The organism is Kitasatospora sp. NPDC092286 (genome assembly GCF_044755565.1).
Classification (GTDB): Bacteria; Actinomycetota; Actinomycetes; order Streptomycetales; family Streptomycetaceae; genus Kitasatospora.
In genome coordinates this window covers 62,447-87,074 of the sequence record NZ_JBIVRD010000035.1, presented here as the reverse complement: position 1 = coordinate 87,074, position 24,628 = coordinate 62,447, and the positions used below count along the sequence as shown (strand labels likewise).

Sequence of the window (24,628 nt, the reverse complement as noted above, 5' to 3'; positions counted from 1 at the left end):
GAGGACGAACGGACGAGGTACTGGTCCCACGCATCCGGACGGAAGCGCGAGGCCCGCCACCCGGCGCGTGCTGCCGCGCGTACGCCGGGTGGGTGAGTCGGGGGCGCTACGGGGTGACGGAGAAGTTGGCCAGGACCCGGGCGGCCAGCTCCCGGTCGCCCTCGACGGTGACGTGGCCGGGGCGGCCCCGGCCGCAGGCGAGGCGGACGTAGGTCTCCCAGTCGAGGGTGAGCTGGACGTCGGGGGCGAGGCTGATCGACCCGTCCACGGTGCCGCGGCCGGTGGAGTCGACCCGGACGGTGCGCAGGAACTCGACCGGGCCGGTGACATCGACGACCAGGGCCGTCCCCGCGGGTGCGCCGGCCGCGTGGGCGACCGCCTTCGGCAGTGACTCCAGCAGGACGTCGCGGGCGACCATGGCGGCCGGGGAGTCCAGGTTGCCGGGCTCGTGGAGGGCGCGGCGGAGGTCCTGCTCGTGCACCCAGACGTCGAACGCCCGGCGGCGCAGCAGCTCGTGGTACGGCAGGTCGCGGGTGTGCGGCCCGGCGGGCCAGCGGACCGGCTCGGAGGGGGTGTACTTGGCGTTCCGCAGCGCCCGCGAGCGGCGGATGATCGTGTACTCCAGCTCGCCGGTCATCTCCAGCACGGTGTGGCAGCGGCGCTTGTCGACCGGCAGCTCGATGTAGCGGGCGAACTCGGTGGTGACATGACGTAGGTCGCGCGGCAGCGAGTGGATCGGGCGGGGGTCGCCGAGCAGTTCCGACTCGACGGCGATGACATGCGAGACGACGTCCCGGACGGACCAGCCGGGGCACTCGGTGGCCCGGTTCCAGGAGTCCGTGGGCAGGGCGGCCACCAGTTCGGATATGGACTCGATGGACTGCGTCCACGCCTCGGTGTAAGCCTGCACGGTCTGGTTGTCCGTCACGGGAATCTCCGGCCCTCCGTCAGCTGCCTTGCCACACGTGCCCTGCACGGGATCGTCCGGGATGGTCCGGCTTCCGGGCACACACGCTAACCGCACGTTACGCTGCCTGGTGAGAGCAGGGCAGCGCTTTCGGGTGACGATCGTAGGACTCTTGCGGTGGACGGTGGTACTGTGCGCGCTTCATTGATCCAACTCTCGGTCTCCGACGCCGAACCGCCCGCCGAGCGGCGGGCCCGGGCGGCGGCCCTGGTCCGGGCGCAGCAGGGGGCGGACCTGGTGGTCCTGCCGGAGCTGTGGCCGCTGGGCGGTTTCGCCTACGACCTCTGGTCGGACGGTGCCGAGGCGCTGGACGGGCCGACCTCCGACGCGATGGCGGCGGCCGCCAGGGCGGCCGGGGTCTGGCTGCACGCCGGGTCGATCGTCGAACGGGACCCGGACGGGCCGATCTACAACACCTCGCTGCTGTTCGCCCCGGACGGCGAGCTGGTGCACACCTACCGCAAGATCCACCGCTTCGGCTTCGACAGCGGCGAGGCGGTGGTGATGGGCGCCGGGCAGGAGATCGTCACCGCTGTCACCGACTTCGGCACGCTGGGCCTGGCGACCTGCTACGACCTGCGCTTCCCCGAGCTGTTCCGGGCCCTGCTGGACGCGGGCGCGCAGCTGCTGGTGGTCCCGGCGGCCTGGCCGGAGCGCCGGCGGGAGCACTGGACGCTGCTGAACCGGGCCCGCGCGGTGGAGGAGCAGGCGTACGTGCTGGCCTGCAACACGGCCGGGACGCACGGCGGGGTCGAGCAGGCGGGCCACAGCATCGTGGTGGATCCGTGGGGCCGGGTGCTGGCCGAGGCGGGACTGGGCGAGGAGGTGCTGACGGTGGAGTTCGATCCGGCGGAGGTGGCCAAGGCCCGCGCGGACTTCCCGGTGCACCGGGACCGGCTGCTGGGCATTCCGGCGCCTGTGCAGCGGTGACGCCGCGCCCCGGGGAAGGGTGCTTGTACACGACGGCGGCATGTTTGAGAAGATGAGCATTCGTCGTGTTCCCAGCCGTTCTTCGGTCGGCCTGCCGCGGCACAGGCCGGCGAGCCCGCCCGAGGAGGTCGCGCGCATGTCCGGCACCGGCATCGGCGAGGGCGACAACCGCCCCGTGATCCAGCGCAACAGCCTCCGCGAGCAGATCGCGGGCGCGCTGCGCGAGGAGATGATGGCCGGCCGGCTGGCGGCGGGGCGCAACTTCACCGTCAAGGAGATCGCCGAGCTGTACGGGGTCTCGGCGACCCCGGCCCGTGAGGCGCTGGTGGACCTGGGCGCGCAGGGGCTGCTCCGGGTCGAGCACCACCGCGGATTCACGGTGCCCGAGTTCGGCTGGGACGACTTCCTGGAGATCTTCGAGTCCCGGGTGCTGCTCACCGACAGCTACTTCCGCCAGCTGTCCGCCCGGTCGGCGCTGCCGGACGTCATCCGGCTGCCGTCGCTGCGGCGGCGGGCGGACGCGGCGCTGCGGGCGGCCCGGTCGGGGAACCTGGACGTGATGGTCGGCTGCGACCGCCGCTTCTGGCAGGAGGTCGCCGGACTGCTCGGCAACCGCCGGATCGTCGACTACCTGGACTGGCTGCGGGTGCAGTCCTGGATGTTCGCCGCCCCCTATCTGCGGACGCTGCCGGAGTTGGCCGGGGTCTGCTGGGACCGTCATGGCGAGCTGGTCGACGTGATCGAGGCGCGGGACCTGGCGGGCGCGCGGCGGATCGTCTGCGAGTACAACCTGTTCACCGTCAGGCTGCTGGCCGAGCTGGCCGGGCAGCCGGTGGAGTCGGTGGGTGTTCTGGGGCTGCTGCTGCCCTGGTCCGGCCAGGGCGAGCCGGACCAGGAGCCCGCGGCCGGGCAGGGGCGGGGGTCGGCCGGGCACAGCGGGGTGGTGCACGGGGACGGGTTGCCCGGTGGCATGGAGTCCGGCCCGGCCGAGCCCTCGCACGGTGGGCGACCGGGCCAGGCCCCGGACCGGGGTCCCGATCAGGATGAGGACGAGGACGAGGACGAGGACCGGGAGCCCGGCCGCGAACTGGGGCTGGGCCTCGGCCTGGTGCCGCAGCCGCGCTCGGTGCCGTACGGGCGGTTCGGCCGCCGGCTGCCCGACCCGCCCTCCGGTCAACTGCCCGGGGGGAAGCCCGAGAGCAGGCCTGAGGGCAGGCCCGACCCGCATCGCGCGCCGGGCCGGTAGGGTGGGCGGTCGTCGAACCGGCCGGTCCTTTCGCCGACCGTCCGGGTACCGACCCGTCCATTCGTCGTCCGTGTCCGCGAACGACCCCCGCCGCCCGGAGAGGAAGAGCCGGCCCATGGCCTGCGACCTCTGGCTCGTCCCGCTCGTGGACGTACTGAGCCACAGCCCCGACAATCCCTTCCGGGACGATCTCGCCCTCTACAACGCCGTGTTGGCCGCGAACGGCCTGCCCGAGGTGCCGGTCTACCAGTACGTCCCGGGTATCAGCGGGGCGGTCGAGCCGATAGCCGCCTTCGACTACGACTCGCTGCACTTCCTGCGCCGCGCCTACCTGTTGGGCCTCACCGGCCTGGACATCACGCCGGTGGACGCGCTCGGCGGCGACTACGAGCAGCTGCTGGAGATGTTCGAGAGCAGCGCCGAACAGTCGCACCTGGTCTGGCACTTCGACCACGCGGGCGCGTACGTGCCGATCGAGTTCGCGGCGCCGCTGGTGGACGACGCGCTGCTCTCCGCGGGCGGACCGCTCGGCTCCAGCCACGGACTGCTGCGCGAACTGCAGGCCGTCGCGCCGGCGCTGGACATCGACCCGCTCAACCCGCCGGACCCGACCCGGCCGCTCGGCCCGACCGGCCTGGAGCAGCCGTTCGGCCCGCCGCTGGACGACCTGCACCCCTTCGCCCGTGAGCGGCACGCCTGGTCGGGCCTGTACGCGGCGGCGACCCGCAGCCTCACCCAGGGCTCGATGGTCGTCTTCGCCTGAAGCCAACGGCCAACGGTCAGCGGCAGCGGCCAACGGCCAACGGCCAACGGTCAACAGTCAGCGGCAGCGGCAGCGGCCGGCGACGACCACGAGCGCGCCACGGCCCGCCGCCACCCCGGCCGCGGGCCCGGCACGCACCCCGGCCGGGCCCGCGGCGGCTCAGCGCAGCGGCCCCTCCGGCGGCCGCTGGCGCGGCATGGTCGGCCGGGTGCCCGGCGGCGGCAGGATCCGCACCTGGGCGCCGCCCCCCGACTCGCTGCGCCCGCCCCAGCTGCCGGGGCTCTGGGTGGGCAGCTGGGTCATGTTCGCCCGGAACTCCAGCATCCACTCCGAGGTCTCGCTGCGGACCATGTCCGAGACGTCCTCGCAGAACCGCCGCAGCACCCCGAGGCAGCGCTCGGCGGCCTCGCCGGCGGTGCCCTCGGTCGGGCCGAGCACCTCCCGCACGCACTCCGACGCCCAGTCGAACTGGAAGGCCTCCAGACGGCGTTGCAGCGCCTGGCCGGTGCTGACGTCCCGCATCCAGCCGGAGGTCAGACCGAACACCCGGTCGGCGCCGTAGCAGGCGGCGGAGAGCACCAGGCCGACGTAGCCCCAGCTGGTGGCGTTGGCGACCGAGCCGGTGAGGTCCACCAGCGGGGCGGTGACGCCGCCGACCGCGAAGCCGGCCGTGCCGAAGCGCAGCAGCCGGGCCCAGCGGCGCTTCCACACCCGGTCCCGGCGGTACCACTCGATCGCCTCCACCGCCCGCTCCTCGGACCAGCGGTAGAGCTCCTCCAGGCGCTCGGCGGGCTCGCCCCAGTCCCCGAGCGGGAACTGGCGGGTGCTCAGATCGGTCCGGCGACGGGTGGACTCCCGGCGCGCGACGGCCGCGACGGGCTGGTCCTCCTCACCGACCTCCTTGCCCCAGGCACTCTCCTCGGGCTGCATTTCCGGCTGGCTCACCTGTGGGGCTCCCTGTGGCGGGCGGACTGCTGGGTCTGACAGTGCGCCGACCTGACGTGTCATCGACCTGGCGGGCGGTGAAACATCGGATGGCGCATTGGACGCGCGACGCCCACGGGCGAGTCTGGGTGCCCGGGAGGTCGCGTACCGACCGGCTGCCGGTGGTTGTCCAACAGCACTTCTTACCGCCAAATGGCTGACCATGTGGGCGCTTCTCCAATGATCGTTACTGGTTTCGGCCACTGGATACCAAGGTGGGAGGGTTGCGGGGGGTGGCGAGATTTCACCCGTCCGAGCGAGGCCCCGGTGACCCGCCGTTCTGACCCGGGCACCCGGCGCGGATGTCGCGGGCCGTTTCCTGGAGGTTCCTCCGAGGCCGGGGGCGTGCGCGCGGGCCCGGTCTGTAGCTTCCGACGGGACCGGAGAGCGGCCTGAACCGGCCACCGACTACCCTTGCGAAGCGTGAAGGTCCTCGTCATCGGCGGCGGCGCCCGCGAACACGCCCTGTGCCGCTCTCTGTCCCTAGATCCCGCCGTCACCGAGCTGCACTGCGCCCCGGGTAACGCCGGGATCGCGCAGGTGGCGACGGTCCACCCGGTCGACCAGCTGGACGGCGGGCAGGTCACCGACCTCGCCCGGCGGCTCGGCGCCGGCCTCGTCGTCGTCGGCCCGGAGGCCCCGCTGGTCGCGGGCGTCGCCGACGCCGTGCGCGCGGCCGGCATCCCGGTCTTCGGCCCCTCCGGCCGGGCCGCCCAACTGGAAGGCTCCAAGGCCTTCGCCAAGGACGTGATGGCCGCCGCCGGCGTGCCCACCGCCCGCTCGTACGTCTGCACCACCCCCGCCGAGGCCGCCGAGGCGCTGGACGCCTTCGGCGCGCCGTACGTGGTCAAGGACGACGGGCTGGCCGCCGGCAAGGGCGTGGTGGTCACCTCCGACCGCGCGGCCGCGCTGGCCCACGCCGCCTCCTGTGACCGCGTGGTCATCGAGGAGTACCTGGACGGCCCCGAGGTCTCGCTGTTCGCCGTCACCGACGGCAGCACCGTCGTCCCGCTCCAGCCCGCGCAGGACTTCAAGCGCGCGCTGGACGGCGACGAGGGCCCGAACACCGGCGGCATGGGGGCCTACTCGCCGCTGCCGTGGGCGCCCGAGGGCCTGGTCGAGGAGGTCCTGGAGACCGTCCTGCAGCCGACCGTGGACGAGCTGCGCCGCCGGGGCACCGAGTTCTCCGGCCTGCTCTACGCGGGCCTGGCGCTGACCTCGCGCGGCACCCGGGTGATCGAGTTCAACGCCCGCTTCGGCGACCCGGAGACCCAGGTCGTGCTGGCCCGGCTGCGCACCCCGCTGGCGGGCGTCCTGTACGCCTCCGCCACCGGCACGCTGGACCAGCTGGAGCCGCTGCGCTGGGACGACGGCGCCGCGGTCACCGTGGTCGTCGCCTCCGAGGGCTACCCGGCCGCGCCGCGCACCGGCGACGTGATCGAGGGCCTGGCCGCGGCCGAGGCCGCCGACGGCACCGCGTACGTGCTGCACGCCGGCACCAGGGCGGACGAGGACGGCCGGGTGCTCAGCGCCGGCGGCCGGGTCCTCTCCGTCACCGCCACCGGCGCCGACCTCGCCGAGGCCCGTGACCGGGCGTACGAGGCCGTCGGCCGGATCGACCTCAAGGGCGGCCAGCACCGCACCGACATCGCGCTGAAGGCGGCGCTGTAACGGGCGGTCCACTGACCGGAGGGTGCCGCGTCGAGGGGAAACAACCCCCATGGACGCAGCACCCTCCGGCGTTTCCGGGGGAGACGGTGCCGGAGCGGTCCGGGGGGAGCCACACCGTTCGGCGGCCGGAATCCAGCCCATCGAGTGACACCGCCCGCATCCGGCTGACGTAACCGGGTGCCCGGCCTTATGGTGCGCTGGATCGCAGGTGTCACCACCGGGGCCGCTGTGATCGCCGCCGGGTAGCGCCGTGCCCGCGGGGGGATGCTGGACGGCGTCCGGCCGGGCCGGCACATCCGGGCGCTTCGCACGGCCGGGCCGTGGGTCGTCCGGAAACCGGGCAGCGTCACCGGGACGAGTGGAAACCGGGGCGATCCGGAACACCGGCCCGGACCTGGGCGTCAACAATGGCAGAAGCGCCACGCAGCATGTACTACCGGGATCGGACGCCACCGCTTCCCGGTCGGAACTGATCGTTCGAGCCTGCTCAGGGCCCGTCGCCGGGCGCCCGAGGGCTCCGAAGGGGGTGCCGCACCGTATGGCCGCTGTCGACACCGCGCGCGCTCACGCCCAGGCGGTGCTGCGGATCCGGGGTCTCGCCCTGGCCGTCGCCGCACTGCCCGCCGCCGTCGCGGTGGTCCTGTTCGCGGGCCGGCTCACCGGCCGCCTCGGCGCGCCCGGCTCCCCGGACGGCGCCGGCTGGGACGCCGCCCGCTGGGTGGTCTGCGCGGTGGCCGCCGTCACCCTGCTGGTGGCCGGCCTGGCCGCGCGGGCCTACCGCCGGGCCGTCCCGCCGCAGACCCCGGTCGTCCCGCTCGACCGGAGGCAGGCGCCCGAGCTCTACCGGCTGATCGACGAGCTGGCCGAGCGGCTGGAGGTCCCCGCGCCCTCCGCCATCGCCCTCACCCCGGACTGCGACAGCTGGCTGGAGGACGTCCCGCCGCCCCGGCCCGAGGGCCGGTCCCGGCCGCACCGCCCGGGGCACGAGCCGCCCGCCCCCGCCCTGGTGATCGGCTCGCCGTTCCTCTGGTGGATGCGGGCCGGGGAGCTCCGCGCCCTGCTCGCGCCCGTGGTGGCCGGCACCGCGGCCGCGGCCGATCCGGAGATCGCCGCCGCCCGCCGCTTCCTGCGCGGCCTGGACGCCAGCCTGGACGCCGGACCCGGCACCGCCCCCGGCCTCGGCGGAGTCCCCGCTCCCGGGCCCGTACGGCCGCCCCGCCGCGGCCCGGCCGCGCTGACCGACCGGATCACCCGACGGCTGCTCGGCGCCTGTCGCGCGCACTCCGCCGAGCTGGAGCGGGCGGTCGCCGCCTGGGCCTCCGAGCAGGCCAGGGCGGTCGACTACGGCCTGCGGATCGCCGCCCAGGAGCAGGTCGGCCTCGCCTACGCAGGCTGGGACCGGCTGCTCACCCGGGTGGCACTGCCCGCCTGGCGGCTCGGCCGCCACCCCGCGCACCTCAACGCCGGGGTGGTCGCCGCCCTCACCGAGCTGTCCCGGCGCGACCGGCTGGCCGCCGACGGCTACGGCAGCAGGCTCGGCGACCGCCCCGCCTGCGACCTGCTGGAGGAGCCCGGCACGGTGGACGAGGCGGTCTCGCTGCTCGCGGCCGAGCTGTTCTTCGGCCGGCCCGCCGACGGCGCCTGGCGGGAGCTGGAGTGGGCCGACTACCCGGCCGAGGTGGTGGACGCCGGCTGGCGCATCCGCGCCGCAGCCCTGCAGTCCGCCCTGGACCGGCTCGCCCCGCAGGCCCGCCCCGGTGCCCCGACCCTCACCCGGCTGCTGGCCCGGCTCGCCGACGGCGACGGCGAGCGGCTGGCCGCCGCACTCACCGCCCAGCTCGCCCGCACCACGGCCCCCGCCCCGCTGCTGGAGCCCGTCCGCACCGGGCGGGACCTCCTGATCGACCACGTCACCGCGATGGTCTGCTGCGCCGCCGTCGACACCGCCGGTGCCACCCCCGGCCTGGACTGGCTGGACGGCCCGGTGCTGATGCTCGGCGGGGTGCGCCGCACGGACCTGGCCGGACCGGTCGCCCAGGCCGTCGAACAGGGCCAGGACGGCCCGCTGCGCGGCTGGCTGGACGCCGCCGACGTCCGGCTGGAGAAGCCGGTCCGCCTCTGAGGCGGATCCGGGACCACGCCGGCCTGCTCCGGGGCGGCGCTCGGCGGCCGGCCACGCGCCCCCTGCGGCGGCCTGGCCTCGGAAGGTCTCCGCAGGCCAAAGGCCCTCTCGGTGCCGGGCCCGAAGATTCATCACCACTAGTTGCTACCGTAGGGTGACGCAGCGCCAGCACAGTGTGGTGTATTAGTCCGCACGCACAACCGGGAGGCACATGCCAACCGGCGGAGGTGCACCCGGGAGGGGCACGTGGGGACGGAACTCAACCGCCGCTGGGAGTCGGGAACGCACGCGTACAGCGTCTCCGACCCCTTTGGCCAGGGCCCGCTGCCCTGGCTGCGCAGCCCGGACCAGTACCTGGCGGGAGCGGAGGGCGGCGTCCCCTGGTACGTCTCGGTGGGCGCGCCGGGGCAGCAGCCGCTCGCCGGGGGCACCAGACCCAAGCCGCCGGTCGGCACCCCGCGGGGCGCCAACGACGTGGTGCAGCAGATCAAGGGCTTCGCCTCGGCCGGTGTGGTCCGCCCCGGCGGTTCGGTGGACCTCCGGGTCACCGTCAACCCGCCCCGCGAGTTCACCGTGGACGTCTACCGGATCGGTCACTACAACGGCGACGGCGCCCACCACATGACGTCCAGCCCGCTGATCTCCGGGCTGGCCCAGCCCGCCCCGCTGGTCGTCGGACGGACCGTCTCCTGCCACCACTGGTGGCACTCCTGGCGGCTCCAGATCCCCGCCCACTGGCCGCCCGGCGCGTACGTGGCCGTCCTGACCACCGCCGACATGCTGGACCGCAGCCACATCCCGTTCACCGTCCGGGACCTCGACGACCGGGTGCACGCCGCCGAGCTGCTGCTGGTCGTCCCGGACGTGACCTGGCAGGCCTACAACCTCTTCCCCGAGGACGGCCGTAGCGGCGCCAGCCTCTACCACGCCTGGGACGGCCAGGGCCGGCTCGTCGGCGAGCCCGAGGCGGCCGTCACCGTCTCCTTCGACCGTCCGCACGCCACCGCCGGCCTGCCGCTGCACGTCGGCCACGCCTACGACTTCATCCGCTGGGCCGAGCGGTTCGGCTACGACCTCTCCTACGCCACCGCCACCGACCTGCACGCCGGCCTGGTCGACCCGACCCGGCACCGCGCGCTGGTCTTCCCCGGCCACGACGAGTACTGGTCCGAGCCGATGCGCCGGACGGTCGAGCGGGCCCGCGACGACGGCACCTCCCTGGTCTTCCTCTCCGCCAACACCATGTACTGGCGGGTCGAGCTGAGCGCCGCGCCGTCCGGCGAGCCCAACCGGCTGCTCAACTGCCGCAAGCGGCAGAAGGTCGAGCCCGGCAGCCCGGCCGCCGGGGTGTCCGGCGCCGCCAGCGCGCTCTGGCGGGACGCGGGCGAGCCGGAGCAGCACCTGCTCGGCCTGCAGTACTCCGGCCGGGTCGCCTCGCCCGTCCCGCTGGTCGCCCGGCACACCGCGCACTGGCTCTGGGACGGCACCGGTGTCCGGGAGGGCGAGGAGCTGCCCGGCCTGGTCGCGGGGGAGGCCGACCGCTACTACCCCAGGGTGTCGCTGCCCGAGCACACCGAGCGGGTGCTGCTCGCGCACTCCCCGTACCAGGACCTCATGGGCCGCACCCGGTACCAGGAGACCTCGCTGTACCGGGCCCCGAGCGGCGCGTACGTGTTCGCCGCCGGCACCTTCGCCTGGTCGCCCGCGCTGGGCCGGCCGGGGCTCACCGACGAGCGGATCCAGCGGGCCACCGCCAACCTGCTGGACCGCCTCGGCAAGAACGGCTGACCGCCGGGCCGCGGGTGCCCCACCGGCCGTCCGTGAAAGACTCGGAGGCAGTGACCTCCCCTTTCGCGCCCCACACGCCCGCGAACCACCCCTGAGGACTGAGACGACCTTGAGCGGATTTGTCACCAAGCCCGAGCCGGTCCAGGTACCCGGCCTGGTCCACCTGCACACCGGCAAGGTGCGCGACCTCTACCGCGCCGAGTCCGGTGAGCTGGTGATGGTCGCCAGCGACCGCACCTCGGCGTACGACTGGGTGCTGCCCAACGAGATCCCGGACAAGGGCCGCATCCTCACCCAGATGTCGCTCTGGTGGTTCGACCGGATCGCCGGCATCGTGCCCAACCACGTGATCTCCACCGAGGTCCCGGCCGGCGCCCCCGCCGACTGGAAGGGCCGCACGCTGGTCTGCCGCAGCCTGGAGATGGTCCCGGTCGAGTGCGTGGCCCGCGGCTACCTGGCCGGCTCCGGCCTGGAGGAGTACCGCGCCTCCCGCACCGTCTGCGGCATCGCGCTGCCCGAGGGCCTGGAGGACGGTTCCGAACTGCCCGGCCCGATCTACACCCCGGCGCTCAAGGCCGAGGTCGGCGAGCACGACGAGAACGTCCACTACGAGGAGACCGCCCGGCGGATCGGTGCCGAGCTGGCCGCCCGGCTGCGCCGCACCACCCTCGACATCTACGCGCTGGCCCGGGACATCGCGCGTGACCGCGGCATCATCCTCGCCGACACCAAGTTCGAGTTCGGCCTGCTGGACGGCGAGCTGGTGATCGGCGACGAGGTGCTCACCCCGGACTCCTCCCGCTTCTGGCCGGCCGACCAGTGGGAGCCCGGCCACCCGCAGCCGTCCTTCGACAAGCAGATCATCCGCGACTGGCTGACCTCCCCGGCCTCCGGCTGGGACCGCAGGAGCGAGCAGCCGCCGCCGCGGCTGCCGGCCGAGGTGGTCGAGCGGGTCCGGGCCAAGTACGTCGAGGCCTACGAGCGGCTGACCGGCCTCGGCTGGGAGTAGTCCGCCGCCCGCCCGCGGGCACCGCTGGTCAGATCCAGCCGTGCTCGCGGGCGATCCGCACCGCCGCGTGGCGGTTCTCGGCGCCCAGCTTGGTGGCCGCCGAGGAGAGGTAGTTGCGGACCGTCCCCTGGGAGAGCGACGCGCGTTCGGCGATCTCGGCGATCGAGGTCCCGTCGGCGGCCAGCTCCAGCACGTCCGTCTCGCGCGGGGTCAGCGGGGTCTCGCCCGCACTGATCGCGTCCGCCGCCAGCTCCGGGTCGACGTACCGGCCGCCCGCCCGCACGGTGCGGATGATCCCGGCGAGGTCCGCCGCCGAGACGGTCTTCGGCAGGAAGCCGCGCACCCCGACCTCCAGCGCCCGCTTCAGATAGCCCGGGCGTCCGTGGCCGGTGACGATCATGCAGCGGCAGTCCGGCAGCACCCGGCGCAGTTCGGTGGCCACCTCGATGCCGTCCAGCCCGGGCATCTGCAGGTCCAGCACCGCGACGTCCGGGCGGTGCGCCTTCGCCATCGCCAGCGCCTCGGTGCCGGAGCCGGCCTCCGCGATCACGGTGATGTCCTCCTCCAGGGAGAGCAGCGCGGCCATCGCACCCCGGATCAGGTGCTCGTCGTCGGCGAGCAGGATGCGGACGGGGGCGGTGTCGGTCATCGGGAGGGCCTTCTTCCGTACGGGCGGGGCGTCAGATCGGGACGGTGGCGATCATCCGGAAGCGGCCCGGTCCGGTCGCCGGGACGGCCAGTTCACCGTCGTGCGCGGCGAGCCGCTCGCGCAGCCCGCGCAGGCCGGTGCCGCTGCCCTGGGAGGGGAGCGGCACGGCCGGCACCCCGTCATTCTCCAGCTCCAGCACCGCCCGGCCGTCCTCGCGACGCAGCCGGATCGTGCAGTGGTCCGCCTCGCTGTGCCGCAGCACATTGGTGGTGGCCTCGCGGATCACCCAGCCGAGCACCGACTGCACCGGCAGCGGCAGCCGGTCCGCCTCCGCGCCGAGGTCGATCTCGCAGGCGACGTCGGCGGCGCGGAGCACGGACCGGGCGCCGATCGCCTCGGCGTGCAGGTCCGCCGTGCGGTAGCCGCGGACCACGTCCCGGACCTCGCGCTGGGACTCCTGGGCGATCCGCTGCACCTCGGTCATCTGGTCGGCGGCCTCCGGGCGGCCGCGCCGGGCCAGCTGGACGGCGAGTTCGCTCTTCAGCGCGATGGTGGTGAGGTTGCGGCCCATCACGTCGTGCAGGTCGCGGGAGAACCGCAGCCGCTCCTCGGCGACGGCCAGCCGGGCCTGGGCCTCGCGGGCGGCGTCCAGCTCCCAGACCACCGACTGCAGCCAGGCGAAGCTGCGGCAGCTGGAGCCGATGAAGGCCATCCCGATGAGGGCGCCGACCAGCACGCCGGCGGTGGTCGGGCGGTTGATCCCGGCGAGCAGCAGGGCGGGGGCGACCAGGAGCAGCGCGCCGAGTCCGGCGCGGCAGGCCTGGCGGACCGTCAGGCCGACGCTGACCGGGCCGAAGGCCGAGGCGAGCAGGGCGACGACCACGGTGACGGTGAACGGCGGGCCGTCCTGGTCACCGCGGTCCGGACCGAGCAGCAGCACGGCCCAGGAGCCGGCCACGGCGACCGCGCCGGTGACGGCGAGCCAGCGCAGGTGGTCGGTCGGCCGCTTCAGGTAGTGGTCGAGCGAGGTGCGGTAGGCGCGCAGGGTCAGCAGGGTGGAGGCCAGGCCGATGACGAGCGCGACCCGGCCGGCGGCGGGGGAGCCGCCCTGCTCGGCGGTCGAGACGACGGCCAGCATGATCACCGGCAGCAGGAACAGCGGCATCGAGTAGAGCGACCAGCGGAGGTAGAGCTCGGTGCGCTGGGGCTTGCCGGAGCCCTTCCATCGGCGGACCGGTGCCCGGACGTCCATCTGGTCTGCTCCCCGTTCGATCATGATCGTGCTGCTGCCTTCATATCAGAGGTGGCGCGGGGATCGAATCCTTCGAATGGCGGGGTAGTCGTCAGCGACGCGGCTCCCAACGGAAGTAGCGGACGGCACCCCAGGCGGCGAGGGCGAGCCAGATGCTGCCGGTGACCAGGTGCGGGGCGGCGGTGGCCCAGGTGCCGGCGAAGCCGGTGGCGGCGGCGGAGCCGTCGGTGCCGAACCAGCCGAGGCGGATCAGCTGGAAGGCCGGCGTGGTGGGCAGCAGCCGGCAGATGTCGGCCATCCGGTCGGGCATGACCTCCAGCGGGATGAGCAGGCCGGAGCCGAACTGGCTGAGCAGCAGGATCGGCATGGTGGTGATGCCGGCGCTCTCGACGGTCCTGGTGAAGGCGCTGGAGACGGCGGCCAGGGCCATCAGGGTGCCGATCACCAGGACCAGCCCGGCGAACATGAGCAGCGGGTTCACCGGAGCGCTGAGCTTCAGGGCGGAGGCGCCGACGACGCCGACCACGGTGCACATCATCAGGGCGAGGGCGACCGAGGGCACCGCGGTGCCGGCCAGGATCTCGATGTCCCGGGCCTCGCCGGTGCGCAGCCGCTTGAGTACCAGCTCACCGCGGCGGGCGACGTACGCGCCGGTCAGGTTGTAGTAGACGACGAAGGCCAGGACCATCCCGACGGTGCCGTTGACCAGGGCGGAGTCGACGTCGAGGCCGGGGTTGGACTCGGCCTGCCGGGTGAGGAGGCTGTGCAGTCCGGCGACCAGCAGCAGCGGCAGCAGCAGGGCGGTGAACAGCGCGGTCCGGTTGCGCAGCAGCAGGGTGGCCTCGGCGCGGCCGAGGGCCAGCAGCCGGCGGACGGCGGTGCTCTGCGGGCCGGCGGCGGTGACGGCGGAGGCGGCGGTGGCGGTGGTCATCGGGCGAGTCCGATCAGGCGGCGGGCGGTGGGAGCGGCGGGGGTGTCGGCCGGGGGCTGGTGGGCGGCCTCGGAGGCGATGGCGAGGAAGGCCTCTTCCAGCGAGGCACTGCGGGCGTCCAGGGCGCCGAGCACGACCCGGTGGTGGTTGGCCCAGCCGAGCAGGTCGGTGAGGGTGGCCTGGAGGCTCGGGGTCTGCACGGTGAACCTGCGGCCGTCGGCGGTGATCTCGGCGCCGGGCAGGGTGGGGAGCGAGGTCCCGGCGAACTCCGGCAGCTCGAAGGTGATCCGGGAGGGCCGGCCGGCGATCACCTCGGCCACCGTGCCGGCGGTGACGACCTGGCCGCCGTGCATGATCGCCAGCCGGTCGGCCAGCTCCTCGGCCTCCTCCAGGTAGTGCGTGGTGAGCAGCACCGTGGTGCCCTGGGCGCGCAGCTCGCGCACCAGGCGCCAGACGGCGGCGCGGGCCTCCGGGTCGAGGCCGGTGCTGGGCTCGTCCAGGAAGAGCACCTCGGGGCGGCCGAGCAGGGCCATCGCGAGGTCGAGCCGGCGGCGCTCGCCGCCGGAGAGCTGCTTGACCCGGACGTCGCGGCGGCCGATGAGGCCGACCAGCTCCAGGGCCTCGTCGAGCGGGCGGGCGCCGCTGGTCATCCCGGACCAGCTGCGGCCGGTCTCGGCGACGGTGAGGTCGCCGGGGAAGCCGCCCTCCTGGAGCATGATGCCGATCCGGGGGCGGACGGCGGCACGCTCGCGGTACGGGTCGTGGCCGAGGACCCGGACCTGGCCGCCGCTGGGGGCGGCGAGGCCCTCGATCAGCTCCATGGTGGAGGTCTTGCCGGCTCCGTTGGTGCCGAGCAGCGCGAACAGCTCGCCGCGGCCGACGGCCAGGTCGACGCCGCGCACCGCGTGGTAGCCGGTGGCACCGGCGGGGCCGTAGCGGCGGTGGAGGTCGGTGACCTCGATCACGCGGTCGGTCGAGTGGAGGCGCTGGCTCGTTTCCATGCCTCAAGCTTTCCGCCGCCCGGGCGCCGCGGGCAGTGCGCGTCATCACGAGAACGGGGTGCGGATCCACGGGCCGGCGATGACAAATGTCATGGGTCCGCTTCGCTTCAGGGGTCCGCGGCCCGCTTCAGGGTTCCGTGCGGGCGGAAGGGCCGGGGAATGCCGAAGGGCCCCCTCGACCGAGGGAGCCCTTCGTACTGGAGCGGACGACGAGATTCGAACTCGCGACCCTCACCTTGGCAAGGTGATGCTCTACCAACTGAGCCACGTCCGCATGGCGAAACTATTGAGTTGTGCTGTGCTCGCGCACTGCGAGCGGACGACGAGATTCGAACTCGCGACCCTCACCTTGGCAAGGTGATGCTCTACCAACTGAGCCACGTCCGCACGGTGCCTGGTGGCACCGGCCGCCTCTTTGGATCTCTCCGTTGGGGCGACGAGGAATACTCTACCTCATCGATCGGGGTGGTCGCCCCACCCTTTCGGGCGGGTGGAGCGACCTGGTCCCGGCGGGGTCAGTTCGCCTCGGCGAACGCCTCGTACACGTGCTTGGGGATGCGGCCCCGGGCGGGCAGCTCCATGCCGCGCGACTGGGCCCAGGCGCGCACGGCGGCCGGGTCCGGGGTGAGCGCGGTGCGGCGGAAGGACTTTCCGGTACGGCTCTGGCGCCGGCCGGCCGCGACGAACGGAGCGAGGGCCTCCCGCAGCTTTTCCGCGTTGTCCAGAGACAGGTCGATCTCGTACGACTTCCCGTCGACGCCGAAGTGGACGGTTTCCGCGGCGGCGCCGCCGTCCAGGTCGTCGGAGAGCGTGACGACTACACGCTGAGCCATGGGTGTCAATCCTCTCGGGCAATTCGGCCGAAGGGCACGGGGGTGCGCTCCTGTGGCCTGATGTGCACCACTCGCGCAAGCGCATACGGGCAGCCCTGATGGCACGCCGGATACGCAGCACTTGCCGCGGCAGGTGGCCCTATTCTGCACCCGAAGCGGGTCGAAATCGAAGAGTCCGGCTTTCTTTTCCGTATATTCACGTGTCTTCGCCCGACTACCGGATACCGGTGCGCACGGCTGGCCGATCTGTCCCGGAGTGCCGGTATTCGGGTGTTCTTCGGCCGTTGTCGTTCGGGCTGTCGAATCCGGTGAAATGGGGCGGCTCCGGGGCGGTCCGGGGGCCCGGAACCCTTGTGCCGTAAGGGTCTCGGGTCTACGCGCGTCGCGCTCCCCGGCCAGCAATCCCGCCCGAAACCCCCGGTAGTCTGGAGTTCCCCCGCCTCACGAAGACACCACCGGGAGTGCCAGTGGCACGCGTCGTAGTCGACGTCATGCTCAAGCCGGAGATTCTCGACCCCCAGGGACAGGCGGTGCAGCGCGCACTGCCCCGTCTCGGTTTCGCCGGGATCGCCGACGTCCGCCAGGGCAAGCGCTTCGAGCTGGAGCTGGAGGGCCCGGTCGACGACGCCGTGCTCGCCCGTATCCGCGAAGCCGCCGAGACCTTTCTCGCCAACACCGTGATCGAGGACTTCACCGTCCGCGTCGAGGAGGAGGGCAAGTGACCACCCGCGTCGGCGTCGTCACTTTCCCCGGCTCCCTCGACGACCGCGACGCGCAGCGCGCGGTCCGCCTGGCCGGCGCCGAGCCGGTCGCGCTCTGGCACCGTGACAAGGATCTCCACCAGGTCGACGCGGTCGTCCTGCCGGGCGGATTCAGTTACGGCGACTATCTGCGCTGTGGTGCCATCTCCCGCTTCTCGCCGGTCATGGACACCATCATCGAGCAGGCGAAGCTGGGAATGCCGGTTCTCGGTATCTGCAACGGCTTCCAGGTGCTCTGCGAATCGCACCTGCTGCCCGGAGCGCTCACCCGCAACGACTCGCTGCACTTCATCTGCCGCGACCAGAAGCTGCGGATCGAGAACGCCGCCACCGCCTGGACCGGGGATTACTCGGCCGGCCAGGAAATCGTCGTCCCGCTGAAGAACGGCGAGGGCCGGTTCGTCGCCGACGCGCACGTCCTGGACGCCCTGGAGGCGGAGGGCCGGGTGGTCGCCCGATACCTGGACGTCAACCCGAACGGTTCGTACCGCGACATCGCCGGCATCACCAACGCCGCCGGCAATGTCGTCGGCCTGATGCCGCACCCGGAGCACGCCGTGGAGCCGCTCACCGGTCCGACCACCGAGGGCCTGGGCTTCTTCACTTCCGTCCTGAAGCAGCTGGTGAACGCCTGATGAGCCTCGACACCGTCAAGAACGCCGAGCAGACCCCGGACGCGGCCCAGCCGTGGGCCGAACTCGGCCTCAAGAAGGACGAGTACGCACGCATCCGGGAGATTCTCGACCGGCGCCCGACCGGCGCCGAACTCGCGATGTACTCGGTCATGTGGTCGGAGCACTGTTCGTACAAGAGCTCCAAGGTCCACCTGAAGCAGTTCGGCGAGAAGAAGCCGGATTCGGACGCGATGCTCGTCGGCATCGGCGAGAACGCCGGTGTGGTCGACGTCGGCCAGGGCTACGCGGTCACCTTCAAGGTGGAGTCGCACAACCACCCGTCGTACATCGAGCCCTACCAGGGCGCGGCCACCGGCATCGGCGGCATCGTCCGCGACATCCTGGCGATGGGCGCCCGCCCGGTCGCCGTGATGGACCCGCTGCGGTTCGGCGCGGCCGACCACCCGGACACCCGGCGCGTGCTGCCCGGGATCGTCGCGGGCATCGGCGGCTACGGCAACTGCCTGGGTCTGCCGAACATCGGCGGCGAGGTCGTCTTCGACTCCTGCTACCAGGGCAACCCGCTGGTCAACGCCCTGTGCGTGGGCGTCATGAAGCACGAGGACATCCACCTCGCGCAGGCCTCCGGCGCCGGCAACAAGGTCATCCTGTACGGCGCCCGCACCGGCGGCGACGGCATCGGCGGTGTCTCGGTGCTCGCCTCCGAGACCTTCGACGCCACCGGCCCGGCCAAGCGCCCCGCCGTCCAGGTCGGCGACCCGTTCCAGGAGAAGCTCCTCATCGAGTGCACCCTGGAGATCTTCGGCGAGAAGCTCGTCAAGGGCATCCAGGACCTCGGCGGCGCGGGCCTGTCCTGCGCCACCAGCGAGCTGGCCTCGGCCGGCTCCGGCGGGATGCGGATCGAGCTGGACACCGTACCGCTGCGCGACCACACGCTCTCGCCCGAGGAGATCCTCATGAGCGAGTCGCAGGAGCGCATGTGCGCGATCGTCGAGCCCGACAAGGTCGCCCGCTTCCTGGAGATCTGCGAGAAGTGGGACGTCATCGCCACCGTCATCGGTGAGGTGACCGACGGCGAGCGCCTGGAGATCTTCTGGCACGGCGAGCTGGTGGTCGACGTGCCGCCGCGCACCGTCGCCCACGAGGGTCCGACCTACCAGCGCCCGTACGCCCGCCCCGACTGGCAGGACGCGCTGCAGGCCGACGCCCCGACCGGCGAGCGCCTCGCCCGGCCGACCACCGGTGAGGGCCTGAAGGCCGACCTGCTGAAGGTCGCCTCCTCGCCGAACCAGGCCTCCAAGTCCTGGATCACCGACCAGTACGACCGCTACGTGCTCGGCAACACCGTGCTCTCGGTGCCCGAGGACTCCGGCATGATCCGGATCGACGAGGAGACCAACCTCGGCGTCTCGGTCGCCACCGACGGCAACGGCCGCTACACCAAGCTGGACCCGTACACCGGTGCCCAGCTGGCCCTCGCCGAGGCGTACCGCAACGTCGCGGCCGGCGGTGCCAAGCCGCTCGCCGTCTCCGACTGCCTCAACTTCGGCTCCCCCGAGGACCCGGACGTGATGTGGCAGTTCGCCGAGGCCACCCGCGGTCTGGCCGACGCCTGCCTGGTGCTCGGCACCCCGGTCACCGGCGGCAACGTCTCGCTCTACAACCAGACCGGCGAGACCGCCATCCACCCGACCCCGGTGGTCGCGGTGCTCGGCGTGATCGACGACGTGACGCGCCGGACCCCGATCGGTTTCGCGGAGGAGGGGCAGCTGCTCTACCTGCTCGGCGACACCGCGGACGAGCTGGGCGGCTCGGCCTGGTCGCAGGTGGTCCACGACCACCTCGGCGGTCTGCCGCCCAAGGTCGACCTGGAGCGCGAGCGGCTGCTCGGCGACATCCTGATCGCCGCGTCGCGCGACGGCATGATCGACGCCGCGCACGACCTCTCCGACGGCGGTCTCGGCCAGGCGCTGGTGGAGAGCTGCCTCAAGGGCGGCCACGGCGCGCGGATCATCGTGCCCGAGGGCCAGGACCCGTTCGTGTTCCTGTTCTCCGAGTCGGCGGGCCGCGCGATCGTCGCGGTGCCGCGCAGCGAGGAGCTCCGGTTCAACGACATGTGCACCGCGCGTGGCCTGCCGGCCACCCGGATCGGTGTGGTGGACGGCGATGTCCTGGACGTCCAGGGCCAGTTCACCGTCTCGCTGGCCGAGCTGAAGGACGCCCACACCGGCGTCATCGAGGCTCTGCTCGCCTGATCGCGGTCGTACCGGGGGGCGGTCCACTCAGCCGGGTGGACCGCCCCCCGGCGTACGCTGCGGGGCATGCCTCCCAAGTCCCGTACGTACCAGCCGCAGAAGGTGCGCGCCGCGCTGGTGGCGCAGACCGCCGCGCTGCGTGACGCCGTGCACGGGCTCTGCGCCCGCCCGGACGCCGTGGAACTGCTCGCCCGGCCCACCCGGCTGGGGGAGTGGACGGTGCGCGAGCTGATCGCGCACACCGCCGTCCAGCTCGACTGGGTCCCCGCCCACTTCGACGATCCGCTGGAGGGCCGCCCCCCGCTGGACCTGCTGCGCTGGGTGGCCGGGGTCGGCACGGTGGCACCGCTCCTCGACGAGCAGGCCCGGGAGAAGGCCGCGGGCGAGTTCGGCGGCGACCCGGCCTCGGTGTCGGCGGCCTTCCAGCGGGCCGCGAGCGGTCTGATCGCCACCCTCGCCAGGAACGAGGCCGCCGACCCCGAGCGGCGGTTCGAGATCCGGCTGGGCTCGATGCTGCTCTCCGACCTGCTGGTGACCCGGCTGGTCGAGGCGGTCGTGCACGCCGACGACCTGGCCGCCGCGCTCGGCCTCGCCGCCTTCCCGCACGACCGCCAGGCCGTCGCCGCCGTCACCCGGCTGCTGGCCGACGCCTTCGCCGACCGGGCCCCCGGCGGCGCCGTCGAGCTGCGGATCCCGCCGTACGCCGTGGTGCAGGCCGTCGAGGGCCCCCGGCACACCCGCGGCACCCCGCCGAACGTGGTCGAGACCGACCCGTTCACCTGGATCCGGCTGGCCACCGGGCGGACCGACTGGGCGTCCGCGGTGGACGCCGACAGGGTGTCGGCGAGCGGTGAGCGCAGCGACCTGCGGGCGTACCTGCCGGTGCTCGGCTGATCCGGGCCCGGCTCCCGGGAGTGCGGCGGCCCGGGGCGGCGGCTCGCCGGTCAGGGCGTGTTCCGGGGAGGGGGAGCCGGTGAGGGCGGCTCAGAGCCGTTCCGGCGGTGCCCGGTTCAGGGCACCGACGGGCCGCCCAGGTAGGAGCCCTCGGCCGAGTACGGCCAGGCGTTGGACTCGCAGCCCTTGAGGCCGTAGATCTGCTGCATCATCGCGGGGGCGGGCCTGCCCTTGCCGGGGCAGGTCTCGTGCCCGTGGCCGATCCGGTGGCCGACCTCGTGGTTGACGATCAGTGCCCGGTACTCGTCGATCGGGCCGCTGAACTGCGGTGAACCGGTGTTCCAGCGCTTGACGTTGACCATCACCTGGTTGCCGACGGCGCAGTTCACCTCGCCGTGGGTGTCCAGACCGGCCTGGCCGCAGATCCGGTCCACGGCGGCCGGCGAGCCGATCTTCACCGTGAAGTCGTACGAGCCGCCGGCCACCAGCTGGAAGCCGTTCTTGCGGTCGTTGGTCCAGCCGCGCTTGTCGGCGAGGATGCCCTGGATCTGCGCGGCCGCGGCCGCCGGGTCGATCCCGATGCCGTCCTCGACCTCCACCCGGTAGCGGCGGATGTTGCCGGCGCCGACCGGCGCGGCGGAGCCGGTGGCGACGGTGAAGGTGCCCGCGCCCTTGGCGGGTCCGGGGTCCGGGGTGTTCCGTTCCGGGGTCGGCGTCGCGGCCTGGGTCAGGGCCGGCGTCGGTGCGGGTGTCGTGGCGGGCGCCGCCGGCGGCGGGGCGGTGTCCGGGCTCTTGGCTGGCTCGGGGGCAGTGGGTGCCGGGGTGCTGTCGGCGGGCGGGGCGACCCGGCCCTGGGCGGTCGGACCGGCGCCGGGCAGGGCGTCGGGGCGGTTCAGCGCGTACAGCGTGCCGCCGAGCACGGTCACGGCCGCGAGCAGGGCGGCGGTCATCCCCGGGCCGAGCCGGTGACGCCGCCGGCGGTTACGGCGGCCGGCGCCCGGCTGGGTGCCGCGGGTGCGGCTGCTGCGCTGAGCGGGTCGAACTACGGGCACGTGGAGGCTTTCTGTCGGGCGGGCGGGGCCGCCCCGAACTGCCGTGCGCGCCCCCCTGATCGCCTCACCCTGGCACGCCGGATTGCCGAATGTCCACATACCGAGTATGCAGATCTGGCAACAGAACCGCCCCTGCCGCCGGGCGGGCGACAGGGGCGGTGCCGACGGGTGCGGTGCGTCGGGGAGCGGTCAGCCGAGGGTGGCGGCGGCGGTCGGCGAGCTGTCCCGGAGGAACTGCGCGCAGCGCTCCGCCTCCTCCTTCTCCTCGATCGAGGCGGCGGCCCGGCCGAGCGCGTGCAGCGCCCGCAGGAAGCCGCGGTTCGGCTCGTGCTCCCACGGCACCGGACCGTGGCCCTTCCAGCCGGCCCGCCGCAGCGCGTCCAGCCCGCGGTGGTAACCGGTACGGGCGTACGCGTAGGACTCGACGGTGCGGCCGGCGGCGAAGGCGTCGTCGGCGAGCTGGGCCCAGACCAGCGAGGAGGTCGGGTACTTCGCCGCGACCTCGGCCGGGGAGGCACCGCCGGCCAGCAGCTCCAGCGGAGCGGGCTCGGCGGGCAGGTGCGTCGGGGGAGGACCCCCGAGAAGGTTCTGGTGTGTGCTCATGCCCCCCAGTGAACCACTGGGGGGCACGAGGGAAGGACCCTGCCTCGGCGGGGACTTACTTCAGGCGGTTGCCGGCCGAGCGCAGCTGCTGGGCGGCCTCCAGCACCCGGGCGGCCATGCCCGCCTCGGCGAGCTTGCCCCAGGTGCGCGGGTCGTAGGTGTTCTTCTTGCCGACCTCGCCGTCGACCTTCAGCACACCGTCGTAGTTGCGGAACATGTGGTCCGCGACCGGGCGGGTGAAGGCGTACTGGGTGTCGGTGTCGAGGTTCATCTTCACGACGCCGTTCTCCAGCGCGACGGCGATCTCCTCGGCGGAGGAGCCCGAGCCGCCGTGGAAGACGAAGTCGAACGGGTCCTTCTTGCCGTACTGGGCGCCGATCGCGTCCTGCAGCTCGCGCAGCAGCTCCGGCTTCAGGACGACGTTGCCCGGCTTGTAGACGCCGTGCACGTTGCCGAACGAGGCGGCCAGCAGGTAACGGCCGCGCTCGCCCAGGCCCAGGGCCTCGGCGGTGCGGACGGCGTCGTTGACGGTGGTGTACAGCTCGTCGTTGATCTCGTGCGTGACACCGTCCTCCTCGCCGCCGGTCGGGGTGATCTCGACCTCAAGGATGATCTTGGCGGCGACGGCCTTGGCCAGCAGCTCCTCGGCGATGGCCAGGTTGTCGTTCAGGGTCTCGGCGGAGCCGTCCCACATGTGCGACTGGAACAGCGGGTTCAGGCCCTTGGCCACGCGCTCCGCGGAGATCGCCAGCAGCGGGCGGACGTAGCCGTCCAGCTTGTCCTTCGGGCAGTGGTCGGTGTGCAGCGCGACGGTCACGTCGTACTTGGCGGCGACCACGTGCGCGAACTCGGCGAGCGCGACGGCGCCGGTCACCATGTCCTTGTTGTGCTGGCCGCCCAGGAACTCCGCACCACCGGTCGAGATCTGGATGATGCCGTCGCTCTCGGCCTCGGCGAAGCCGCGCAGCGCGGCGTGCAGGGTCTGCGACGAGGTCACGTTGATGGCCGGGTAGGCGAACTTGCCCGCCTTGGCCCGGTCGAGCATCTCGTTGTAGACCTCGGGAGTTGCGATGGGCATGCGAATCCGCTCCTGTCGGGTTGCGGCGTACGGACGGTGCTGTCCGACGCTGTGTACGCCTTCGTTACGACTCCGGGGTACCGGCGCCGACGCGCGGCTCTGCGGGGCGGCTCGCCTGTACCAAGGTTCGAGGTGACCGCCGCGGCACGACAATGAGGGTGTTTGCGACCGCGGTCCGGACGCCTGTGCCATCTTCCCAGACTCGTGCTCCGGGTTCACCATGCGGCCCGCCAGTCGGGACGGCGGCGCCCGCGGGGCCGCTCCTCGCGTGCGACCGGAGGATGTGGCCGCCTCGACCTGTGGGCCGATGCCCGTGTTTATCCGGGACCGCTATCCTGCGGCCGTGGACTACAACCAGCTGGCCGTCAACCTCCTCGACGCCAAATCACTGATCTCGTCCGTCGGCGCCATCGGGCTGATCGCGATCATCTTCGCGGAGACCGGCCTGCTGGTCGGGTTCTTCTTCCCGGGTGACTCATTGCTGATCATCGCAGGCGTGGCCGCCTCCAGCGCCGCCTCGTCGGTGCTCGGGGACGGGGCCCGGCTGTCGATCACGGCGCTGGCCATCGGGGCCCCGCTCGCCGCGATCGCCGGCGCCCAGCTCGGGCACCAGATCGGGGTGAAGGTCGGACCGAAGATGTTCGACAAGCCCGAATCGAAGATCTTCCGCCGCGAGTACGTGCTGAAGGCGGAGGAGTACTTCAACAAGTTCGGACCCGGCAAGGCCGTGGTGCTGGCCCGCTTCATGCCGATCGTCCGGACCTTCCTCAACCCGGTCGCGGGCACCCTGGAGATGCCGGCCCGCACGTTCTTCCTGTGGAACGTGATCGGTGGCGTGCTGTGGACCGAGTCGATGCTGATGATCGGCTACTTCTTCGGTGACGCGCTGGCCCCGGTGATCGACAAGTACCTGATTCCCGCGGTGCTGCTGATCGTGCTGCTCTCGATCTCGCCGATCCTGGTGGAGGTCGTACGGGAGCGCAGGAAGAAGAAGGCGGGCGGCGCCGTCGAGGCCGCCGACGAGGACACCGTGCAGGCCGGTGGCGGGCGCCACCGCCGCGGCTGAGCACCGCTTCCGACGACGAACGGCCGGGGCCGGGGGGGGGGGGGGGGGGGAAACCCCCCCCCCCCCCCCCGGCGGCCCCCCCGGCGGGCGCCCCCGGGGGCCCGGGGGTGGGGGGGGGGGGAGGCCCGGCGGCCCCCC

At 73.2% G+C, this 24,628-nt stretch carries 22 protein-coding genes and 2 tRNA genes; 12 read left to right on the top strand and 12 right to left on the bottom strand.

Annotated elements, in window-relative coordinates; all coding sequences use genetic code 11:
• Nucleotides 1-106 precede the first annotated feature (106 nt).
• On the bottom strand, nt 107-928 hold the full coding sequence (locus ACIQIB_RS29530; RefSeq protein ID WP_400761688.1) for a maleylpyruvate isomerase family mycothiol-dependent enzyme: 822 nt from the start codon (nt 926-928) through the stop codon (nt 107-109).
• A gap of 171 nt (nt 929-1,099) precedes the next feature.
• Here ACIQIB_RS29530 and ACIQIB_RS29525 point away from each other — a divergent pair, with 171 nt between their 5' ends.
• From ACIQIB_RS29525 to ACIQIB_RS29515, 3 genes are all read left to right on the top strand, one after another.
• Complete coding sequence (locus ACIQIB_RS29525; RefSeq protein ID WP_363614103.1) at nt 1,100-1,897, top strand: carbon-nitrogen family hydrolase; 798 nt, start codon at nt 1,100-1,102, stop codon at nt 1,895-1,897.
• Nucleotides 1,898-2,033: 136 nt separating this feature from the next.
• Nucleotides 2,034-3,143: a GntR family transcriptional regulator gene (locus ACIQIB_RS29520; protein WP_400761685.1), complete on the top strand. Its 1,110-nt coding sequence runs from the start codon at nt 2,034-2,036 to the stop codon at nt 3,141-3,143.
• 115 nt (nt 3,144-3,258) lie between these two features.
• Nucleotides 3,259-3,906, top strand: coding sequence for a hypothetical protein (locus tag ACIQIB_RS29515; protein ID WP_363614107.1), 648 nt, complete (start codon nt 3,259-3,261; stop codon nt 3,904-3,906).
• Nucleotides 3,907-4,065: 159 nt separating this feature from the next.
• On the opposite strand, the gene ACIQIB_RS29510 is transcribed toward ACIQIB_RS29515, so the two are convergent.
• Nucleotides 4,066-4,851 (bottom strand): SLATT domain-containing protein, encoded by a 786-nt coding sequence (locus ACIQIB_RS29510; protein WP_400761682.1) that lies wholly within the window; start codon nt 4,849-4,851, stop codon nt 4,066-4,068.
• Between the two features lie 462 nt (nt 4,852-5,313).
• On the opposite strand from ACIQIB_RS29510, the gene purD reads away from it, so the two are divergent.
• The 4 genes from purD (at nt 5,314) to ACIQIB_RS29490 (ending at nt 11,480) form a co-directional block, all read left to right on the top strand.
• Nucleotides 5,314-6,561, top strand: coding sequence for a phosphoribosylamine--glycine ligase (gene purD, locus ACIQIB_RS29505; protein ID WP_363614111.1), 1,248 nt, complete (start codon nt 5,314-5,316; stop codon nt 6,559-6,561).
• A gap of 538 nt (nt 6,562-7,099) precedes the next feature.
• Nucleotides 7,100-8,683, top strand: a complete 1,584-nt coding sequence (locus ACIQIB_RS29500; RefSeq protein WP_363614113.1) for a hypothetical protein — start codon at nt 7,100-7,102, stop codon at nt 8,681-8,683.
• A gap of 246 nt (nt 8,684-8,929) precedes the next feature.
• Nucleotides 8,930-10,471, top strand: coding sequence for a N,N-dimethylformamidase beta subunit family domain-containing protein (locus tag ACIQIB_RS29495; protein ID WP_363614115.1), 1,542 nt, complete (start codon nt 8,930-8,932; stop codon nt 10,469-10,471).
• Between the two features lie 109 nt (nt 10,472-10,580).
• Nucleotides 10,581-11,480 (top strand): phosphoribosylaminoimidazolesuccinocarboxamide synthase, encoded by a 900-nt coding sequence (locus ACIQIB_RS29490; protein ID WP_363614117.1) that lies wholly within the window; start codon nt 10,581-10,583, stop codon nt 11,478-11,480.
• Between the two features lie 28 nt (nt 11,481-11,508).
• On the opposite strand, the gene ACIQIB_RS29485 is transcribed toward ACIQIB_RS29490, so the two are convergent.
• The 7 genes from ACIQIB_RS29485 to ACIQIB_RS29455 all read right to left on the bottom strand — a co-directional run bounded on the left by ACIQIB_RS29485 (nt 11,509) and on the right by ACIQIB_RS29455 (nt 16,146).
• Nucleotides 11,509-12,129: a response regulator transcription factor gene (locus ACIQIB_RS29485; RefSeq protein ID WP_363614119.1), complete on the bottom strand. Its 621-nt coding sequence runs from the start codon at nt 12,127-12,129 to the stop codon at nt 11,509-11,511.
• Between the two features lie 31 nt (nt 12,130-12,160).
• Nucleotides 12,161-13,381, bottom strand: coding sequence for a sensor histidine kinase (locus tag ACIQIB_RS29480; protein ID WP_400761680.1), 1,221 nt, complete (start codon nt 13,379-13,381; stop codon nt 12,161-12,163).
• A 91-nt stretch (nt 13,382-13,472) separates the two neighbouring features.
• Nucleotides 13,473-14,312 carry an ABC transporter permease gene (locus tag ACIQIB_RS29475; protein WP_400761677.1) on the bottom strand — a complete coding sequence of 280 codons (840 nt, stop codon included), beginning with the start codon at nt 14,310-14,312 and terminating at the stop codon, nt 13,473-13,475.
• Nucleotides 14,309-15,313, bottom strand: coding sequence for an ABC transporter ATP-binding protein (locus ACIQIB_RS29470; protein ID WP_400761674.1), 1,005 nt, complete (start codon nt 15,311-15,313; stop codon nt 14,309-14,311). The genes ACIQIB_RS29475 and ACIQIB_RS29470 overlap by 4 nt, the downstream gene beginning before the upstream one ends.
• Before the next feature lie 198 nt (nt 15,314-15,511).
• Nucleotides 15,512-15,587 (bottom strand) — tRNA-Gly (locus ACIQIB_RS29465).
• Between the two features lie 40 nt (nt 15,588-15,627).
• Nucleotides 15,628-15,700 (bottom strand) — tRNA-Gly (locus ACIQIB_RS29460).
• 128 nt (nt 15,701-15,828) lie between these two features.
• The gene (locus ACIQIB_RS29455) at nt 15,829-16,146 is read right to left on the bottom strand and encodes an Lsr2 family protein (protein ID WP_238860361.1); all 318 of its coding nucleotides are present in this window, start codon (nt 16,144-16,146) and stop codon (nt 15,829-15,831) included.
• A gap of 467 nt (nt 16,147-16,613) precedes the next feature.
• Between ACIQIB_RS29455 and purS the strand changes: the two genes are divergently transcribed.
• The 4 genes from purS (at nt 16,614) to ACIQIB_RS29435 (ending at nt 20,691) form a co-directional block, all read left to right on the top strand.
• Nucleotides 16,614-16,868, top strand: coding sequence for a phosphoribosylformylglycinamidine synthase subunit PurS (purS, locus tag ACIQIB_RS29450; protein ID WP_363614127.1), 255 nt, complete (start codon nt 16,614-16,616; stop codon nt 16,866-16,868).
• Complete coding sequence (gene purQ / locus ACIQIB_RS29445; protein ID WP_363614129.1) at nt 16,865-17,542, top strand: phosphoribosylformylglycinamidine synthase subunit PurQ; 678 nt, start codon at nt 16,865-16,867, stop codon at nt 17,540-17,542. The genes purS and purQ overlap by 4 nt, the downstream gene beginning before the upstream one ends.
• Nucleotides 17,542-19,797, top strand: coding sequence for a phosphoribosylformylglycinamidine synthase subunit PurL (gene purL / locus ACIQIB_RS29440; RefSeq protein WP_363614131.1), 2,256 nt, complete (start codon nt 17,542-17,544; stop codon nt 19,795-19,797). Before purQ ends, purL begins: the two co-directional genes overlap by 1 nt.
• Nucleotides 19,798-19,863: 66 nt before the next feature.
• Nucleotides 19,864-20,691, top strand: a complete 828-nt coding sequence (locus ACIQIB_RS29435; protein ID WP_400761670.1) for a sterol carrier family protein — start codon at nt 19,864-19,866, stop codon at nt 20,689-20,691.
• A gap of 116 nt (nt 20,692-20,807) precedes the next feature.
• Here ACIQIB_RS29435 and ACIQIB_RS29430 read toward each other — a convergent pair whose 3' ends face one another.
• The 3 genes from ACIQIB_RS29430 to fbaA all read right to left on the bottom strand — a co-directional run bounded on the left by ACIQIB_RS29430 (nt 20,808) and on the right by fbaA (nt 23,424).
• Entirely contained in the window at nt 20,808-21,743 is a 936-nt protein-coding gene (locus ACIQIB_RS29430) for a DUF3152 domain-containing protein (RefSeq protein ID WP_400761667.1), read from the bottom strand.
• 189 nt (nt 21,744-21,932) lie between these two features.
• Nucleotides 21,933-22,346: a DUF3151 domain-containing protein gene (locus ACIQIB_RS29425; protein ID WP_363614137.1), complete on the bottom strand. Its 414-nt coding sequence runs from the start codon at nt 22,344-22,346 to the stop codon at nt 21,933-21,935.
• Nucleotides 22,347-22,401: 55 nt separating this feature from the next.
• A complete protein-coding gene (fbaA, locus tag ACIQIB_RS29420) occupies nt 22,402-23,424 on the bottom strand; it encodes a class II fructose-bisphosphate aldolase (RefSeq protein ID WP_363614139.1) in 1,023 nt (340 codons plus the stop codon).
• A 343-nt stretch (nt 23,425-23,767) separates the two neighbouring features.
• Here fbaA and ACIQIB_RS29415 point away from each other — a divergent pair, with 343 nt between their 5' ends.
• Complete coding sequence (locus ACIQIB_RS29415) at nt 23,768-24,490, top strand: VTT domain-containing protein (protein WP_363614141.1); 723 nt, start codon at nt 23,768-23,770, stop codon at nt 24,488-24,490.
• Nucleotides 24,491-24,628 lie beyond the last annotated feature (138 nt).